General features: G+C 42.6%; 16 protein-coding genes. 11 read left to right on the plus strand and 5 right to left on the minus strand.

Going from position 1 to position 17,581, the window contains the following annotated elements; all coding sequences use genetic code 11:
* Nucleotides 1–48 precede the first annotated feature (48 nt).
* Together tmk and HXT59_RS02395 are read left to right on the plus strand one after the other, a co-directional pair.
* Complete coding sequence (gene tmk, locus HXT59_RS02390; protein ID WP_064621984.1) at nucleotides 49–753, plus strand: dTMP kinase; 705 nt, start codon at nucleotides 49–51, stop codon at nucleotides 751–753.
* A gap of 54 nt (nucleotides 754–807) precedes the next feature.
* On the plus strand, nucleotides 808–1,986 hold the full coding sequence (locus HXT59_RS02395; protein ID WP_064621982.1) for a DNA polymerase III subunit delta': 1,179 nt from the start codon (nucleotides 808–810) through the stop codon (nucleotides 1,984–1,986).
* Between the two features lie 12 nt (nucleotides 1,987–1,998).
* Here the strand turns inward: HXT59_RS02395 and HXT59_RS02400 are convergent, their stop codons facing one another.
* On the minus strand, nucleotides 1,999–3,078 hold the full coding sequence (locus HXT59_RS02400) for a LacI family DNA-binding transcriptional regulator (RefSeq protein WP_004108041.1): 1,080 nt from the start codon (nucleotides 3,076–3,078) through the stop codon (nucleotides 1,999–2,001).
* Nucleotides 3,079–3,177: 99 nt separating this feature from the next.
* Nucleotides 3,178–3,444 carry an HPr family phosphocarrier protein gene (locus HXT59_RS02405; protein ID WP_004108039.1) on the minus strand — a complete coding sequence of 89 codons (267 nt, stop codon included), beginning with the start codon at nucleotides 3,442–3,444 and terminating at the stop codon, nucleotides 3,178–3,180.
* 276 nt (nucleotides 3,445–3,720) lie between these two features.
* On the opposite strand from HXT59_RS02405, the gene ptsP reads away from it, so the two are divergent.
* The 7 genes from ptsP to HXT59_RS02440 all read left to right on the plus strand — a co-directional run bounded on the left by ptsP (nucleotide 3,721) and on the right by HXT59_RS02440 (nucleotide 12,198).
* The gene (gene ptsP / locus HXT59_RS02410; protein ID WP_033888406.1) at nucleotides 3,721–5,379 is read left to right on the plus strand and encodes a phosphoenolpyruvate--protein phosphotransferase; all 1,659 of its coding nucleotides are present in this window, start codon (nucleotides 3,721–3,723) and stop codon (nucleotides 5,377–5,379) included.
* A gap of 104 nt (nucleotides 5,380–5,483) precedes the next feature.
* Nucleotides 5,484–5,933, plus strand: a complete 450-nt coding sequence (locus HXT59_RS02415) for a PTS sugar transporter subunit IIA (RefSeq protein WP_004108034.1) — start codon at nucleotides 5,484–5,486, stop codon at nucleotides 5,931–5,933.
* 63 nt (nucleotides 5,934–5,996) lie between these two features.
* Entirely contained in the window at nucleotides 5,997–6,266 is a 270-nt protein-coding gene (locus tag HXT59_RS02420) for a PTS sugar transporter subunit IIB (RefSeq protein ID WP_004104746.1), read from the plus strand.
* 116 nt (nucleotides 6,267–6,382) lie between these two features.
* The gene (locus HXT59_RS02425; RefSeq protein ID WP_012914509.1) at nucleotides 6,383–7,915 is read left to right on the plus strand and encodes a PTS ascorbate transporter subunit IIC; all 1,533 of its coding nucleotides are present in this window, start codon (nucleotides 6,383–6,385) and stop codon (nucleotides 7,913–7,915) included.
* A 222-nt stretch (nucleotides 7,916–8,137) separates the two neighbouring features.
* Entirely contained in the window at nucleotides 8,138–8,689 is a 552-nt protein-coding gene (locus HXT59_RS02430; RefSeq protein ID WP_004108030.1) for a YbhB/YbcL family Raf kinase inhibitor-like protein, read from the plus strand.
* 111 nt (nucleotides 8,690–8,800) lie between these two features.
* Nucleotides 8,801–10,408, plus strand: a complete 1,608-nt coding sequence (locus HXT59_RS02435) for a C69 family dipeptidase (RefSeq protein WP_004108025.1) — start codon at nucleotides 8,801–8,803, stop codon at nucleotides 10,406–10,408.
* Between the two features lie 272 nt (nucleotides 10,409–10,680).
* Nucleotides 10,681–12,198: a formate--tetrahydrofolate ligase gene (locus HXT59_RS02440; protein ID WP_004108022.1), complete on the plus strand. Its 1,518-nt coding sequence runs from the start codon at nucleotides 10,681–10,683 to the stop codon at nucleotides 12,196–12,198.
* 174 nt (nucleotides 12,199–12,372) lie between these two features.
* Here HXT59_RS02440 and HXT59_RS02445 read toward each other — a convergent pair whose 3' ends face one another.
* Complete coding sequence (locus HXT59_RS02445; RefSeq protein WP_421784012.1) at nucleotides 12,373–13,218, minus strand: alpha/beta hydrolase; 846 nt, start codon at nucleotides 13,216–13,218, stop codon at nucleotides 12,373–12,375.
* A gap of 129 nt (nucleotides 13,219–13,347) precedes the next feature.
* Between HXT59_RS02445 and rsmI the strand changes: the two genes are divergently transcribed.
* Nucleotides 13,348–14,250 carry a 16S rRNA (cytidine(1402)-2'-O)-methyltransferase gene (gene rsmI, locus HXT59_RS02450; protein WP_421784014.1) on the plus strand — a complete coding sequence of 301 codons (903 nt, stop codon included), beginning with the start codon at nucleotides 13,348–13,350 and terminating at the stop codon, nucleotides 14,248–14,250.
* 31 nt (nucleotides 14,251–14,281) lie between these two features.
* Here rsmI and HXT59_RS02455 read toward each other — a convergent pair whose 3' ends face one another.
* Both HXT59_RS02455 and HXT59_RS02460 read right to left on the minus strand, forming a co-directional pair.
* Nucleotides 14,282–14,545 carry a hypothetical protein gene (locus tag HXT59_RS02455; protein WP_004108011.1) on the minus strand — a complete coding sequence of 88 codons (264 nt, stop codon included), beginning with the start codon at nucleotides 14,543–14,545 and terminating at the stop codon, nucleotides 14,282–14,284.
* Nucleotides 14,536–15,162: a hypothetical protein gene (locus HXT59_RS02460; RefSeq protein WP_012914503.1), complete on the minus strand. Its 627-nt coding sequence runs from the start codon at nucleotides 15,160–15,162 to the stop codon at nucleotides 14,536–14,538. Before HXT59_RS02460 ends, HXT59_RS02455 begins: the two co-directional genes overlap by 10 nt.
* A 289-nt stretch (nucleotides 15,163–15,451) precedes the next feature.
* Between HXT59_RS02460 and metG the strand changes: the two genes are divergently transcribed.
* Nucleotides 15,452–17,323, plus strand: a complete 1,872-nt coding sequence (metG, locus tag HXT59_RS02465) for a methionine--tRNA ligase (protein ID WP_004108005.1) — start codon at nucleotides 15,452–15,454, stop codon at nucleotides 17,321–17,323.
* Nucleotides 17,324–17,581: the final 258 nt, after the last annotated feature.

The raw sequence follows: 17,581 nt of genomic DNA on the forward strand, positions 1-17,581 counted from the left end.
AATAAAATCTAAAGATTAAATAGACCTTGCATATGGAGTCAAAAAAATATGGCATCTAAGAATGACGATTTTTCTGGTGGCTGCGCTTGCGGAGGAAACTGCGGCTGCAGAAGTGAGCAATCTTATGCAAATAAAGGTTTATTTATTTCTTTCGAGGGCATTGATGGCGTTGGCAAAACTACGCAAGTTGAGGCTCTTAAAGATCATTTGCAATCTTTGGGGCGAGAAGTTGTAGTGACGCGTGAGCCTGGCGGTACGCAGTTGGGTAAAACTTTGCGCGAAATACTGTTGCATGGCACGAGTGTATCTGCCAGAACAGAAGCTTTGCTTTTTGCTGCGGATCGTGCACAGCATGTTGCGCAAGTGATTCGCCCGGCACTTAGCCGTGGTGCAGTAGTAATAACGGATCGTTATATTGATTCTTCGCTTGCTTACCAAGCAGGCGGTCGCGAATTGACTAAGGATGATGTGCGAACTTTAAGTGAGTGGGCAACGGATTCGCTATGGCCTAATCGCACTTATTTGCTAGATATGCAACCGGAAGATGCTTTTAAGCGTTTGCATCGCGAGCAAGATCGCATGGAATCAGCTGGAATAGATTTCGCTCGTCGCACTAGAGAAGCATTTTTAGATTTAGCGCAGGAGTCTGCAGATCGTTATCGCGTATTAGACGCAACGTTCTCGGCGAAATCATTATTTGAACTTATTGTGCAAGACGTACATAACTTAATTGAAGAAATTGAAACTAAATAAAATGGCGAACTTTATAAAGTGAAGAAGTAGAGAAGCTATGCAGGGGGTGAAGCGATGAGTGTGTGGGATAGCGTTATTGGGCAAGAACAGGTAGTTTCGCGATTGCGAAACATTGCTTGTGCGGACGCTAGCAAAATAGCGCAATCTTGGCTGATTTGCGGATCTGCTGGCTTCGGTAGTGCGCAAGTTGCGCGCGCTTTCGCTGCAGCTCTCGAAAGTCCGGATCATGGAGAAGGCAGTGATGGAATTAGTGGCGAAGGTGAGCTTAGTAAAACTGCCAAAGAAGTTTTAGCAGGATCGCATCCTGATGTGCATACGCTTGCAACAAAAGGCGTAACTCTTAGCATTGACGATGTGCGTGAGGCAATTGGGATTTCTGAGCAGATGCCTAGCACTGCTCCTTGGCGAATCATAATTATTGAAGATGTTGACCGAATGTTGGAACGTAGCACGAACGTTCTTCTTAAAGAGATTGAAGAGCCAAGTGAGCATACGATTTGGCTTTTATGCGCTTCAAGTGTTATGGATGTGCTTCCAACAATTCGTTCGCGTACGCAACTTGTGCAATTAGCTACTCCAAACGAGCAGTCTATAGCAGAATATCTTACTAAAAAAACGGATGCGGATAATAAGCTAGCGAGTCGTGCAGCCAGGCTTTCTCAAGGAAATATAGCAACTGCTTTTATTTACGCAAGCGATGAGCGTGCTTTAAGTAGGCGAGATGAGCTTGTTGCAGGATTGCTTCGTATGCATGATGCTGCCGACGCAATTATGCTTGCTGCAATGCTTATTGACGATGCAAAAGCACAAGCAGAAGATGAGGTTCAGCGAAATGTTGAGGATCAACAAAAAGAATTTCGCAGAATTAACGGATTAGGCGATGAGGATCGCATTCCGCCCAAATTGCGCGCAAACTACAATGCAATTGGAAAAAAGGATGATGTAAAACGTAAAGTAACTCGTGTAAGCCGTGACGTGTTATGCCGTTCTCTTGACGCAATCGATAGCGTGTATAGAGACGTTTTAGTTGTTATTAACGACGCGCAAAAGTCTTCGCCAATTATAAATCAGGAATACAAGTCTAGAATTGTCCAGTTGGCACAAAGCATGACAGCAAGTAGAGCCTTGGATTGCGTTGACAGTATTGCTACTGCTCGTCGTCGGCTTTCGAGAAATGGTAACGCAACTCTTGTTTTTGAAGCGCTATTTTGCTCACTTTTGCAAAGTCAATAAAATGCAAAAGTATCATATCCTCCACGGAAGTGACATATCGCTTGTGCCTATTCTTGGTGAATTTGTTGATTCGCGTCGCATGATTTCTGGTCTAAACTCCATATGTGCAGGTAACCAATGTTGCTCTGATTTGTTGACAGCGGTTAGGCGGATTGCTTCGCGTGCAATTTGCTGGTACGGAGGACGGATTGAAGAAAGCTTTGGTTCAGATATTTCTGCCTGTCTGCTATCTCCGTAACCTATTACGAGAACATCCTGCGGAACTTGCAAAGAAAGCTCATCTAAAGCTAGAAGTGCTCCAAGTGCGACAGCGTCATTTGCGCAAATAACAGCGTCTGGTTTGCGAGATTGCTTAGCAGTAGAATCAGAAAAAAGCCGCATTGTATCCTTGAATCCACGTTGATAAGTAAGTTCTCCAAAAGTTGTCCAATCTGGCTCAGAAAGTAAACTTAATCGGCTTGCAGCAGTCTGAAAATTGGCAAATAGGTTTGCGCTTTGTGTGGAGTCAACATTTCCACTTAAATAAGCAATATTATGGGCATCGTGATGCGAAAGATGTATTAAAGCAGCTTCCATCATTGATTCTTGATCCATGCCAACCCAATTGACGTGGAATGAAGTAGCAGTGCCACCAATTTGCACAATGGGAAGATTGTCAACGTAGTTTTCAAGTGTTTTTGTTAAATCACTATTGTTAGATGGCATGACAATAAGACTGTCAACATTATGACCGATAAGCTCTTCTATGCGTTCTTCTTGAGCTTCTGCGTCTTTTCCAGTTCCAACAAGAAGTATTTTATCTATTTCATGAGCTGCTTCATCCAATGCAGAAAGCATATTTACACTGAATGAATCATCTACGTTGCTTGTGCCTATTACTACGCCGATTGTATTAGTTGTGTCACTTCTTAATGCGCTTGCTGCATAATTTACTGAATAATTAAGCTGCTCTGCAGCTTTTCTTACGCGTTTTGCAATATCGTCATCTTTGGCTCGTCTACCAGAAAGTACACGAGATACTGTTGCAATTGAAACTTTTGCAAGAGCTGCTACATGAGTTATGGAGGCGTTTTGATTAGTTTGATTTGTCATATTTGCCCCCGAATAAGTGCGGTGCTGTAATTATTGGTAAACAGCACCGCAAATTGAATATTATTTATTTGTCAGTTTATGTACACTTATTTATTTATATTATTCGCCTTTCGTGACTACATCGACAAGATTGTTAGCTACATTTTCAGCGTCTTCACCATCAACGGTAATTGTGATTGAATCTCCTTTAGTAATACCCAATCCCATAATTGAAAGAATGCTATTCGCACTTACAGGGGTACCTTCGCCTTTCGCAATCGTTACAATGCAATTTGAGGACATCGCGGCTTGAGAAAATTCTGACGCTGGGCGAGCATGTATTCCAACTGGGTCTTCAATAGTAACAGTACGAGTTGCAATTGCCATTTTTTCTCCTTTGAATAATAATTAACAAATTCTGCTTTTATTTTTATTTTTCATATAAAAGCAAACCATATTTTTTTTCTTAAGGTTTTTTTGTTTGCTATTTTCAACATTAAGTGTAGCATAATTAATTGAAAAATACAGAAAACGTTTTCACTTGTTGTAACAACGTTTTTAATGGTGTATAGTTTCATTAGTAAGAAACGTTTACCTACAAGAAATGCTTATGCGGCGTTGCGGCCGTAATAAAGTTTCTAAACCTAAAGGAGGGTTTTAAGTATGGTAATCACTGGTGTTGGCATTGGGCGCTCGATGGCATATGGTGAAGTATTGTGTATGGCACCTGCTTTGCATGAGCCAGAGGATTCTCCTCGTGCTGTTAGTGTGTTGGCTGAGGATGCAAAAAAGGCTGTTAAAAATGCTTTAAATGAAGTAAATAAAGACCTAAACCATCGTGCAAGTGAGGCTCTTGAAGCAAAGGATGAGGGGACTCGAAAAGCAGCACCAATTATGCAAGCTCTTGCACAGATGGCATCGGATCCAGCGTTAATAAGTGCAATTGAATCTGGTATTGATAAGGGGAAAACAGCGGAACGTGCCACTTGGGAAGGGTTCGCACAATTTGAAGACATGTTGCGTAATCTTGGTGGTTACATGGCTGAGCGTGCAGGAGATTTGCATGATGTTGGCCAGCGTGTTATTGCATCTTTGATTGGTGTTGAAGCTCCTGGGGTGCCGGAAAGTGATTCGCCTTTTGTGCTGGTTGCTAGGGATCTTTCACCTGCTGATACAGCTTCACTTGATTTAAGCAAGGTTCAGGCAATTGTCACTCTTGATGGTGGTCCTACAAGTCACACTGCTATTCTTGCTCGTGCTCGTGGAATTGTTGCTGTTGTTGGAGCACACGATGCCTCTCAGCTGAAGAATCATCAAATTGTTGTAGTAGATGCCGTTAATGGTCATGTTATAAGCAGTCCTAGTGAAGAAGAGATCGCGCATGTTAAAGAGTCTCGTGAGCGTTTAAGCCGCGCTCGTGAATTGCGTGGATTGCCTGGAAGTACAAAAGATGGTCATTTGATTCCTCTTTTGGCAAATGTAGGAAAGCCCTCAGATGCCGTAACTGCTCATGAGTATGGAGCAGAAGGAGTAGGTCTATTCCGAACGGAATTTCTGTTTATTGGTAACGAGCAACCGCCTAGTATAGAAGAACAAACAGAATCTTATACAGAGTTACTATCTCAGTTTGAAGGCAAGAAAGTTGTTATTCGATTGCTTGATGCTGGAGCAGATAAACCGTTACCATTCTTGACTCCTGAAGATGAACCAAATCCTGCCCTCGGACTTCGAGGTTTGCGTACTCTAAGACAGCATATGGATGTTCTAGATGGTCAGCTGGAGGCATTATCTCGTGCTGATGCTGTGACGAATGCTGACTTATGGGTGATGGCTCCAATGGTTTCAGACGAACATGAAGCAGCATATTTTGTAAAACTTGGTAAATCTAAAGGTCTTAAAAAGGTTGGCATTATGGCAGAGGTGCCTTCTATCGCTCTTGTTGCCGAGGAGGTTGCTCAAGTTGCTGATTTTGTATCTATCGGAACGAATGATTTGACGCAATACACTCTTGCAGCAGATAGAACCCTTGGGTCTGTTTCTAATTATCAAACTGCTTGGCACCCTGCAGTGTTGCGCGCGATCAAAATGATTGCAGACGCTGGTAACGCACATGGTATGCCAGTCGGAGTGTGTGGAGAAGCTGCAGCAGATCCAGACTTAGCGATTGTTCTTACAGGTCTCGGTATTAACTCGCTTTCTATGACGCCAGTTGCTTTGGACGATGTTCGAGCAGAACTTGCTCAAACTACATTTGATGAAGCTAAAGCTAAAGCTCATGAGGCTTTAGCTGGAAAGTTCTACCACTCAATCATGCAAGAATAAGCCAAGGGAGTAATTCAAAATATGATCGTTACGAAGAACATTAAAAATTCGATTACCAATCAGAAATAATCAAGAATAATTAACATGCTTAGAAAAGAGAAAATATGAGTGCTGATATTGATGAGCTTCTCCCGGATTCTGCAGTAAACCTTGATATTGCAGCGAAAGATTGGCGTGATGCTATTTGTCTTGCGGGCAATGCTTTGAAGGAGTCTGGCTTTACTACTGATGAATATACGGATCAGATGATTGAAACAGTTGAAAAAATGGGTCCGTATATTGTTATTGCCCCAGGCTTGGCTTTGGCGCATTCGCGCCCGTCGGAAGCAGTGTTAAAAAGTGGTTTGAGCTGGATTCGTTTAAGTACGCCCGTTAAATTTGGTAACACTGCCAACGATCCGGTCTCTTTAGTAATTGGTCTTGCAGGTCACGATGAAAATGAGCATATTGGCGTTATGTCCGCGGTTGCTGCAGCTTTGTCTAATCCTGTGAAGACTAGAGAACTTGCGCAAGCAAAAAACGCTAAAGAAATTCGCGCAATTCTTAAAAGTTAAATACTAAAGAATTAGCTAATTTTGCAAAATTAAAAAAATACAACTCAACGAAAGAGGTTATCTATGAATATTCTATGTGTATGCGGAAACGGCATTGGCACGTCTGTACTTTTAAAAATCAATGTTGAGGCTGCGGCAGCAGACTTAGGTCTTGATGTTACAGTTACTACTTCCGATGCTGGAAGTGCAAAAGGTACTGCCAATATGAATGATCTTGTGCTCACTTCTCCTCAGCTTGCTCCAGAGCTTGAGGGCACTACCACTCCTGTAGAAACAATTGAAAATTTCATGGATGTTGAAGAGGTGAAGGGTGTGCTTGAGCGTTACGCATAAATTATGTGTAACAAATAAACGTTTGATTATGCTGATTACGTGCTTACTGCTTTGGCATAGTCATACTGTTATTTCATGCGCTATTCGCTTTTTCTAAATAAAAAGAAGGAAATAAGATGAACATTGTAGTTCAGGTTTTAAATTTCATAAGTCAGCAGATTTTGAATGTGCCGGCTTATTTGATTGGTATTATTGCAGCAATCGGTCTTATCGCACTCAAGCGTAGTGCAGGACAGGTGATTGCAGGCGGCTTAAAGGCTGCTATGGGTTACCTCATTTTGGGTGCAGGTGCTGGCGTTGTTGTTGGCGCCCTTGCTCCATTTGGCGACTTGGTTTTGAAGTCTACTGGTGCTCATGGTGTTGTACCTACAAATGAGGTTATTACTGCTCAGGCTGCAGGTCAGTACGGTGCTACTTCTGCGTACATTATTGTGCTCAGCTTCGTTCTTATGCTTCTTGCTGCACGCTTTACTCCTCTGAAGTACATATTCTTGACTGGTCACCACATGGTGTTCATGTCTATGCTTTTGGCTCTAGTTCTTTCCGTTGGTTTTGGCGCAAGCAACCAGTTGCTTATTGTTATTGTCGGCTCTGTCATTATGGCAACGGTTATGGTTGTTCTGCCAGCTTTTGCGCAGCCTTTTATGAACCGTATTACTGGTAGCGATAAGCTCTCGATTGGTCACTTTAACTCCTTAAGTTACATTGTTTCTGGTGCTGTTGGTGCTGCTGTTGGTAAGAAGTCTAAGTCTACTGAAGATATCAACTTCCCTAAGGGATTGAGCTTCTTGCGTGATTCAATGGTCTCCACGACTTTGTTGATGGTTGTGCTGTATTTGGTATTCGCAGTGTGGGCTTCGGTTGTGTTGCCAGTAAAGGAACTCTTCAAGATTTTCGCGTCTCATCCTACGGACTATAGTGCCTTCTACATGGCGGCTTTTGCTCAGGCTTTGCAATTTGGAATTGGTGTTAGTGTCATCCTCTACGGCGTTCGTATTATTTTAGGTGAATTGGTTCCTGCATTCCAGGGTATTGCTAACAAGGTCGTTCCAGGCGCTCGTCCAGCATTGGATATTCCAATCGTATTCCCATACGGTGCTAATGCTTCTCTTATTGGCTTCTTGTCTTCCTTCGTTGGAGGTCTTGTAGCTCTCGGACTTATTGCAATTTGGATGGGTCCAGCTTGGGGATTGGCATTGATTCTCCCAGGAATGGTGCCTCACTTCTTCGATGGTGGTGGTGCAGGCGTGTTTGGTAATGCAACCGGTGGTCGTCGTGGTGCTATTCTCGGTGGTTTTATTAACGGTTTAATTATTACATTCCTTCCAGCAGTATTGCTTACTGTTATGGGTTCCTTCGGCTTGGCAAACTCCACCTTCGGCGATGCTGACTTTGGTTGGATTGGTACTGTTGTGGGTAACTTCGCTCACCTCGGTGCTGGCGTTGGTGCTATAAGCTTGATTATTGTTGCTGTTATTCTGTTTGCCTTGGCTTGGGTATGGCAGGTTAAGGTTGTTAACACTGGCTGGCTTCCTGCAGTAAAGCATGCTGAGTTCATTGAAGAAATTAAGAAGCAAGAGCGTGCTGCTAAGAAAGCAGCTATGGCAGCTAAGGCTGCTGAAACTCATGAGGAGGCTGTTACAAAATAAATAGAGTACGGTAAAAAATTACATTTTAGTTAATGCGCCCAGTTTAGATTTTTCTGGGCGCACGTTTTATATTGACCGTCAAATTATGCAGTTAGCGTTGTTTCTGTAGTGTTTTTTGCTTGAGCGTCACAATCTGCTTGAACAATTAAATTACGTGAACGTTTGCGTTTATTTGTTACTCGCGCAGTTGATTAGTGTTGTGTAATGGTAGATACTTAAATTATGAATATTTCTACAGATTTCACTACTGTTCCAGACGATTATTCTAAAGCTGCGCCGGAGCAGAATAAAATCAATGGAATTCCAGTAGTTTCGTTTCCATTTTATATAGATAAATTGCCATCTTTCGTGCATTATTTGCATTGGCGTTTTGTTGACGACGACGCAATACCGGTATGCGGTTTTGAGTGGATTCACTGGACTGCTGCAAACGTGCCTGTTGAAGCGTTAATGTTTGATTTTAACGATTCTCACGCTTTGCAAATACCGGAAGATTTTTCTCGCACGATGACTTCTATGATTCCAGAAGCGCTTCAAGGACGTAACTCGCAAGCAAGCAGATTTATTGGTTGCACTGATCCAGCAATTACTATGCGTTACAACGGCCCGCAGCCTCCTGATAAAGATCACGAATACATGTTTGAAGTTTTTGGTACAGAAAAGCCTTTGCCAAACCTTAAACCGGGATTCTATATGAATGAATTGTTGCGTGAAGTAAGAAACGTAACTTCAGGTGTAGATGCTGATGGCATGTTCCTTACTGGTAAAGCCTAAACGCAAGCACGAGGGCAACCAATTAGGTCAGCAGTTAACGCCTAAGCGTTAGAATCAAACAGTAATAAATCTAAAAATAAAATATAAAATCTAAAAACAGAGGATGCAAATATGGCATGCACAACAATTCTTGTTGGTCGAAAAGCAAGCTACGACGGATCTACGCTTATTGCGCGTAACGAAGACTCCGCAAATGGCGAATTTAATCCAAAGCGCTTAGTGGTAGTAAAGCCGGAAGATCAACCTCGCGTTTATAAGTCTGTTCTTAGCCACGTAACAGTTGAGTTGCCGGATAATCCAATGCAATACACAAGCGTGCCAAACGCAGACTTGCGCGAAGGAATTTGGGGAGAAGCTGGCGTTAACGAAGCAAACGTTGCAATGAGCGCAACTGAAACGCTTACATCCAACGAGCGTGTGTTAGGCGCAGATCCAATGGTTGAGCTTCAAAAAGCGCAAGGCAAAGTTGGGGATGCTGACTATAAGCCGGAAGTGCCGGGTGGAATTGGTGAAGAAGACTTCTTAACGCTTGTTTTGCCTTATATTCGTAGCGCTCGCGAAGGTGTTGAGCGTTTGGGCGCATTGCTTGAAAAGTACGGCACTTATGAGATGAATGGCGTTGCATTTTCGGATGTGAACGAGATTTGGTGGTTTGAAACTGTCGGTGGTCATCATTGGATTGCTAAGCGTGTGCCGGATGAAGCTTATGTTGTTATGCCAAACCAGCTTGGAATTGACGAGTTCGATTTAGATGATGCTTTTGATCTTCAAGAAGAGCATATGTGCTCGGCTGATTTGCTTGAATTTATTGAAGAAAATCACTTGGATTTGTCGGTGGAAAACGCTTCTCCGTTTAACCCTCGTGATGCTTTTGGCTCTCATTCGGATGCTGACCACGTGTACAACACTCCTCGCGCATGGTTCATGGAGCGCTTCTTGAATCCGTATGACGAAGTGTGGGATGGTAAAGACGCTGATCATCGTCCGGACAGCAACGATATTCCTTGGGCTCGCCAGCCTGAGCGCAAGGTAACAATTGAAGACGTTAAGTACGTTTTGAGCTCTCACTATCAGGGTACTGAGTATGATCCTTACGGCAAGCTTGGAGATGAGTATACTCGTCATATGCTGCGTCCAATCGGCATTAACCGTCAAAGCGAGCTTGCTGTAATGCAAATCCGCCCTTACATGCCGGAAGCAATGCGTGCAATTCAGTGGATTACTTACGGTTCTAATCCTTTCAATTCTTTGATTCCGTTCTATCCAAACGTAAATCGCACTCCAAAGTATTTGGAAGATACGACTACTCGCGTAACAAGCGAAAACTTCTATTGGGAGAATCGCATTATTGCTGCTCTTGCGGATGCCGCATTTAACGACACTGCAAACGCGATTGAGCGCTACCAAGAAGTTGTCGGTTCCCTTGGTCACGCAATGGTCAAGTCTACGGATGCTGCCGTGGCAGATATTCTTGGCGTTGATTTGGCTGATTACGAGCCAGAACGTGAAGGTGATGAAGGCGAAGATTACGATGATTTAGTTCGCGATCCCGAAGCTATTATTGCCGAGCTTCGCAACGATAAAGTGCGTGAGGCTTTGGCTGAAGCAAATGACGATATGGCGGCAAAGTTGAAGAAAGAAACCGATTCTTTGCTTGACACGGTGCTGTACATCACTAGCATGCGTATGAAGAATGGTTTTAATCGTTCTGATCACTGAAATGCAATTAAATAAGTTTTCTCGTAATTGATATGGAAAAACTTACGAAAATAATTTAATAACTCAGATGCCTTCCTAAGAAATGAACTTTTTATTTCATGTGGAAGGCATTTTTGTTATCTTTTGTTATTTTGCTATAGACGTTGCTAATAGCGCGTATAGATATTGCGTGTGGTGCCTATGCTGCGAACAAACAATCGTATAGTATGAATCATGTAATTAACATTATCCGCATGCATAGTTGTGCCAATATGCCTATGAAAGAGGGGTACATGAGCATTCTTGATTCATACACTACAACATTCGGTTTGGTTAAAAAAATTGATGCCTTTGGGTACTTGGATTATTTAAAGCAACATCCAGAGGAGCCTAGGAAGCGCGGTAAAGTTCTGCTTGTTACTGCTGATACTCCTTTGAAAGCTTCTCGCGGAGAAGGTAAAACGACTACAACTATTGCGTTGGTTGATGCTTTGCGTGAGCGAGGTGTGGACGCAGCTGCAGTTCTTCGTCAGCCAAGCATGGGCATTACAGCTGCTGGTTCTAAAGGTGGTGCAAGTGGTGGCGGTAAGTCTTCGCTTTCTCACCCTGAGTTGATTGACTGGGGTTTGTGTGGTGAAATGGCTGCTATTGCTTGCGCGCAGAATTTGCTTGTGTCGTTTGCGGAAAAAGCAGTCGACGAGGGTGCCCTTGATACTATTTTAGTTCCTCGAGTTAGCGAAGTTCCTTCGCGATCTTTGCGAAGCATTGCTGTTGATTTTGGCAAGGGGACTGTTCCTGAGCGCGTCGTTTTGACGCCAACTTGCGAGCTCATGCAAATCGTAGTGTTGTCGCGCAGTATGGACGAGATTTCTCATCGTGTTTCTTCAATGATTGCTGGCACAAAAGACGGTAAGTCTGTTCAGTTTGGCGAGTTTGTGGATTTGTGGCGAATCACCAATATTCTTGCCGACGCTGTAAAGCCTGCTAAAACTGAGACGATTAATGGTTCTCCAATTTACGTTCATTGTGGCCCGTTTGCGAACGTTTCGCTTGGTATTCCAAGCCTTGTAAGTGTTGAAATGGCTTGCGCTGAGCATGATGTTGTGGTTGTAGAAGCAGGTTATGGTACGGATGCTGGTGCTCAAAAGTGGTTAGATATTGCTGCTCGCGAGTTTGGTGCAAAGTGGCCTGCTGCTGCAGTTGTAGTTACTCGCGCAACTACTTGGCGAGATGACGAAACTTTGGCTTGGCGTTACCCATTCCATGTTTCTCGTTTGGAATCTCTTAATATCCCTACGTTCCCGTTGATTAATTTGTGGGAAGGTGAAGATAATCAAGTTCCTGAATTGTTGGAACAAGCTAAGTCTTTAGGATTCAGAAAGCCGATTGTTGGCAATTTATTCCGCGATGGTGGCGATGGTTTGGCAAATCAGCTGGACGATTTTGTGTCTGCAATAACTGATGATGTTGAAACGAAAGTTCCAGAAAGTAGGCGTGGAAAGACGCTTAGGGAGCGAATTAACTTGCTGTGCGCAGAAGCTTACGGTGTTCCTACTGAGCGTGTGATCGATAAAGCAGGTTTTGCTGATTCATTGAAAGAAGCGCAGAATTTGTGTGCAAATTCTGGAGTTGTTTTCGATGACCTCGCGCTTGTTGCTGTAAAGTCGCCAGCAACTATGACTGACGATGATCATGCACCTGAAGATTCTCGCACTGTGACATTGAAGAAAGTGGAAGTTCACGCTGGAGCTGGAGTTGTGCAAGTAAATCTCACATCTTCACTAACTACTCCAATGCCAAAAATAGTGTGAAATATTAATAGTGTGATTTTCTCTTAAATATTGAGATTAATTAAAATTACTTATTAATAGCAAGTAACAAAACGTCGTCGACATATCAATCATGGTGTGTGGGCGACGTTTTGTTTTTGCTTTGTTTACCAAATGGGTTAAAAAGGGAACAAACGCGGGAGAGTTGAAGTTAAATTACGCAAAAGTGCGATGCAACCAATCGCAAGCAAGCTTAACCCACTGCTGAACTTCTGGCTGAACAAATTCAGTAAGCACATTTCCGTTTTCGTCGCGTTTTGCTGTTTCTTTAACTGCCAAAGCTAAGCCGTGAGGTCCTTTAGGGAACAGGTGCGCTTCAACACTTACTCCAGCTTCAACGCAAGCGTTCACAAACATTATTGAATTTTCTACTGGAACTGTTTGATCAGTAATGGTTTGCCATACAAATACAGGTGGAGTTTTACGATCCACGTGATTTTCCAGCGAAAGTTTATTGACAAGTTCAGTTCGCTCTTCGTCGTTGCTAACTTCTCCAAATAGACGATCGAACGTTGGCTTATGCGCATATTCCCCAGCAGAAATAACAGGATATGCGAGCATAAGAGCATTTGGTCGCACGTCATCAGCAGCATACCCGTTTGCTTCCTCAACTTCGTCGCTAACGCTAGTTGCAAGGTTTGCAGCCACATGCCCTCCAGCGGAGAATCCAATAATTGCAACTTTTTGCGCATCTACGTGCCATTCTTTTGCGTTTTTGCGAATTAAGCTCATCGCTTCTGCTGCTTCTAAAAGCTGAGTTGGGTATGTGCTTGGAGTAAGCGAGTATCGCAACACAAAAGTGTGGAATCCTTCTGCAGCAAACTTCATGGCAACAGGCTCTGCCTCACGATTCGATACGCGCAAGAAGCCACCGCCTGGCAAAATTAGAATTGCAGGACGGTTTTGCAAGCCTTTGCTATCTAAATTATCGTCTAAAATATACCCAATAAGCTGCGCATCGCTTCCATCTATACTTTTTATTTTCTGATTTATAATCTTCATAGTGTCTCTTTTCGTTTCGCTTATATTGCAATTACACTAAGCATAATTCTAATCAAATACCTCGCTTTGTAAGTGCGTTCTTTTATAAATTCGTGTAGAGTTTTAAGAAGTTTTATAAGGAGATTCAAGATGTGTAACGAAGAAGATAGTTTAGGTAAAGTTGTTTTAGCTGCTACGCCTATTGGGAATATGGCAGACGCTTCTGCACGATTAATTAATCTTCTTGAAACTGCTGATATTGTTGCTGCTGAAGACACGCGTAGGCTTTATGATTTAGCGAATCGCCTTGGTGTGCATGTTTCTGGTAGCGTAATCGCATACCACGATCATAATGAGCGAAATAAGGCAGATGGCTTGCTAGACAAAGTTGAGCAGGGTAGCACTGTTCTTGTTGTTTCAGACGCAGGTATGCCTACCATTAACGACCCGGGTCTTGCTGTTGTTCGACGTGCAATAGAGCGAGATTTGCCTGTTACTTGCGCGCCTGGTCCTAGTGCAGTTTTAGATGCGCTTGCTCTTTCTGGATTGCCAACCGATCGCTTCTGTTATGAAGGCTTTTTGCCTCGTAAATCTGGTGAGCGTCAACAGCATTTGCGCTCACTTAAAGCCGAGCGACGAACAATAGTATTTTATGAGGCTCCACATCGTATTGCAGAAGCAATGGAAGACATATTGGCAGTACTTGGTTCTAATCGTCCAATGGCGTTATGCCGTGAACTTACAAAAGATTTTGAGGAAATTCGTCGTGGAACTGTGCAAAGTATTCACGATGGTGTTTTAGCGGATCCTCCTCGAGGTGAAATAGTTTTAGTTATCGGTGGTGCAAGTGGTGAAGAAGTGCAGTCTGAAAGCACAGATTTAAGCATTGATGCTCTTGCAAAGCTTTCGCTTGAATGTGCAGAATCCGAAGGTTTGCGCATAAAAGAAGCAATTACAAAAGTAGTAAAAGAGCATCCGTTTGCTGACGGATCTTTTGCTAATCGTAAGCAAGTTTATGCGTCTTGTCTTGAGCATAAACCTGATCAAAAATAAGATTTCTGCTTTTGCTACTATTTTTTGCTTTCTATTCATTGCTGTCATACGCAGAAAATAGCACTTCAAAACTGTAACGAACGTCAGGTCCACCTTGTTGAGAAATATATTCTAAAATTTGCGCGTCTGCTGAAGGGTTTGCAATAATCCATTTTCGAAGTTCCGGTATTTTTTGCGCGATGTACCATAGCACTTCCATTTTTGTTGCAGGGTCGATAGCAACAGATGGCGTGAGTATTATAGGTGGTTTTGGAGGGCTGTTTGTTTTAGTTGCATAAGAGTTCTTCATTTCCATGGTTTGTTTGCTTCTTTCGCAATGTTTCGTATCCAATTTCTTGCATGTATTGAGCCTGGGAAATATGGGTTTCCGTCAATAGTACGTTTGCATTTTCGCAAGTCAATGCTGTATTTAGATATCAATAGGTGAGCAATATCTTTTCTATAAGGTTCGTGCTCTTCGTTTTCGCTTGGAGTGTACGCTAAATCGCAAATTGTTCGTTCTGGCGTTGTTATTCTAATTTTTCCAAGTATTACGTATTCTTCATTGTTTAAGTGTCTTCGAAATGCGCGAATCGCATGACCGTGCGGCTTTTTTCTTCTGTGCCCATAATCAATAACATCTATATTTTCAGGAAAATGACCCCCTATCCAAACCCATGCTGCAGTAAATAAACAGGCTATGCTTTCTGTAGGCATAAGATTGCTCACAATATTGCTTCTTCCTTGAGTGGAAATAGCTGCCTTATTTGAATATCCTGCATTTAAATCAAGCCTATTGAATACACCAATTTGAGAAAGTTTTTTCATGCACATTGGACCTGGTAAATGGTTGTCGTCAAGTAATTCTGGGAATTGCGTTTGTGTTTCTTCGCAAATATCCAATAAATTGCGCATATTTTGTTGGTTTTTCAATTTTCTTTAATCCTTTCTTTTTGCATATTTATTTTTCAGCGCGATTATTTACGATTCGTATTGTGCATATTGTTGTTTTTTAGTGCATGTTTTCTAGTGCATTAGTTTCGTAGTGCATAAGTTGAGATTATGTTTATATTTGCTTCAATTCCAGGCTGGTTTTATAACTTGTGGATATGTGGATGAACTCGTGTGAGGCTTGTTATCCAGCGTGTTTTTCTCGTATATTTGGGATTCTTTTTGCAATGTTCTTATGTACTGTCCGCGTTGAACAAGATAATAATTGTCTATGAGTCATATTTTGGTGAATGTTGCTTGGCCGTATGCTAACGGCCCTCGTCATATTGGTCACGTCGCAGGCTTCGGGGTCCCATCAGACGTATATGCGCGTTACGAGCGCATGAAAGGTAATGACGTATTAATGGTGTCTGGCACGGATGAGCACGGTACACCTATTTTGGTTGAAGCAGATAAGGAAGGCGTTTCTGCACAAGAGCTTGCTAATCGTTATAATCGTGTGATTACTAAGGATTTGTGCGATTTAGGTTTGAGCTACGATTTGTTCACGCGTACTACCACTGCAAATCACGAGCATGTTGTGCAAGAAATGTTCCGTCAGTGCTTAAAGAACGGCTATATTTACAAGGGCACTCAGAAGGTTGCTATTTCTCCTTCCACTGGTCGTACTTTGCCAGATCGTTATATTGAAGGCACATGCCCATTGTGTGGCGCAGATGGTGCTCGTGGCGATCAATGTGATGCTTGTGGAAACGAGCTTGATCCGGATGAGCTTATTAATCCAGTTTCTAAAATTAATGGTGAAACTCCGCGCTTTGAAGAAACTGAACATTATTTCCTAGATTTGCCTGCTTTGGCTGAAGCGAATGTTAACTGGCTTCATTCTCGCGAAGGTTGGCGCACGAATGTTATTAATTTCTCGCTTGGATTATTTAATGAAGTAAAGCCGCGAGCTATTACGCGCGATATTGATTGGGGCATTCCTGTTCCTGTTGAAGGATGGATTGATAATCCAAATAAGCGTTTATATGTTTGGTTTGATGCTGTTATTGGCTACTTGTCTGCATCTATTGAATGGGCTCGTCGACAAGGCAAGCCAGACGCTTGGCGTGATTGGTGGTGTGATCCTAAGTCTCCTGGATACTACTTCATGGGCAAAGATAACATTACTTTCCATTCTCAGATTTGGCCTTCGGAAATGCTTGCCTACAACGGTGCTGGTTCTAAAGGTGGTGAGGCTGGCATTTATGGCCCATTGAACATGCCTGAACAGGTTGTTGCTTCTGAGTTCATGACTATGGAAGGCAAGAAGTTCAGCTCTTCGCGCGGAATCGTGATTTATGTGAAGGATATTTTGGCACGTTACCCTGTAGATGCTGTGCGTTACTACATTTCTATTGCGGGTCCAGAAAATTCTGATGCTGATTTTACTTGGGCTGAGTTTGCTCGTCACAATAACGAAGAACTTGCTGCAAGCTGGGGTAATCTTGTCAATCGTGTGGCAAATCTTATTAATAAGAACTTTGGTGCAATTCCTCCTCTTGATGAAGATTCTATGACTGCAATGGATCGCGCTCTTCTCGATCAAACTTCTGATGCTTTTGCTTTGGTTGGTAGTTTGATTGAGCGTCATCGTCAGAAGAATGCTCTTACTGAAGCAATGCGAGTAGTTGCGGATATTAATAAATATATTTCTGCAACTGAGCCTTGGAAAATTAAAGATGATGAGGATCGCCTTGGTACTGTGTTGCATGTTGCAGCTCAGGCTGTTTCGGATGCTAATCATCTGCTTGCGCCATTCTTGCCTCATGCAGCTCAAAAAGTTTGGGAAGCACTTGGTGGCACTGGCGTATTCTCGCCTTTGCCTCATATTGAAGAAGTTGAAGATTTGGATAATCCAGACTTCAAGTATCCGATTATTACGGGCGATTATCGCTTGGGGGAAACTGTTCATCCTTGGGAGAGTGAGGAGTTGGTAGCAGGTACGCCTGTGCCTAAGCCAAGTCCTATTTTTGCCAAGATTCCAAAAGAAGCAGTTGAGGAGGAGCTTGAGCGTTTTGCATCTGCTTTGTCCGAGCGTCAGCGTGTCGAGGCGGAAAGACTTGCTGCAGCAAAAAAATCTTTGGAAAATAGTGAGAAATAGGTTGAAATTCTCAATAAATAAATTGTAAAATTAAAGAACATAGCAAATGGTTCTCTAAAAGAAAATATTTTAAGGAAATTTTAAGGAAAAACTCTTTTCTTTGGACGAATGTTTAGCTATACTAACATATGTTAATGGTTCGCCATTAGCGAGGTTCGTTTTCGAACCCCATAATTGAAACCTTCTTCTCTCTTTCTCTCTGCCCCGGCGGGTTTCTCTTCCCGCCGGGCTTCTTTTTAATTTGTGAAAAAAGTAAAA

The organism is Gardnerella sp. KA01001, assembly GCF_049244025.1.
Classification (GTDB): domain Bacteria; phylum Actinomycetota; class Actinomycetes; order Actinomycetales; family Bifidobacteriaceae; genus Bifidobacterium; species Bifidobacterium swidsinskii.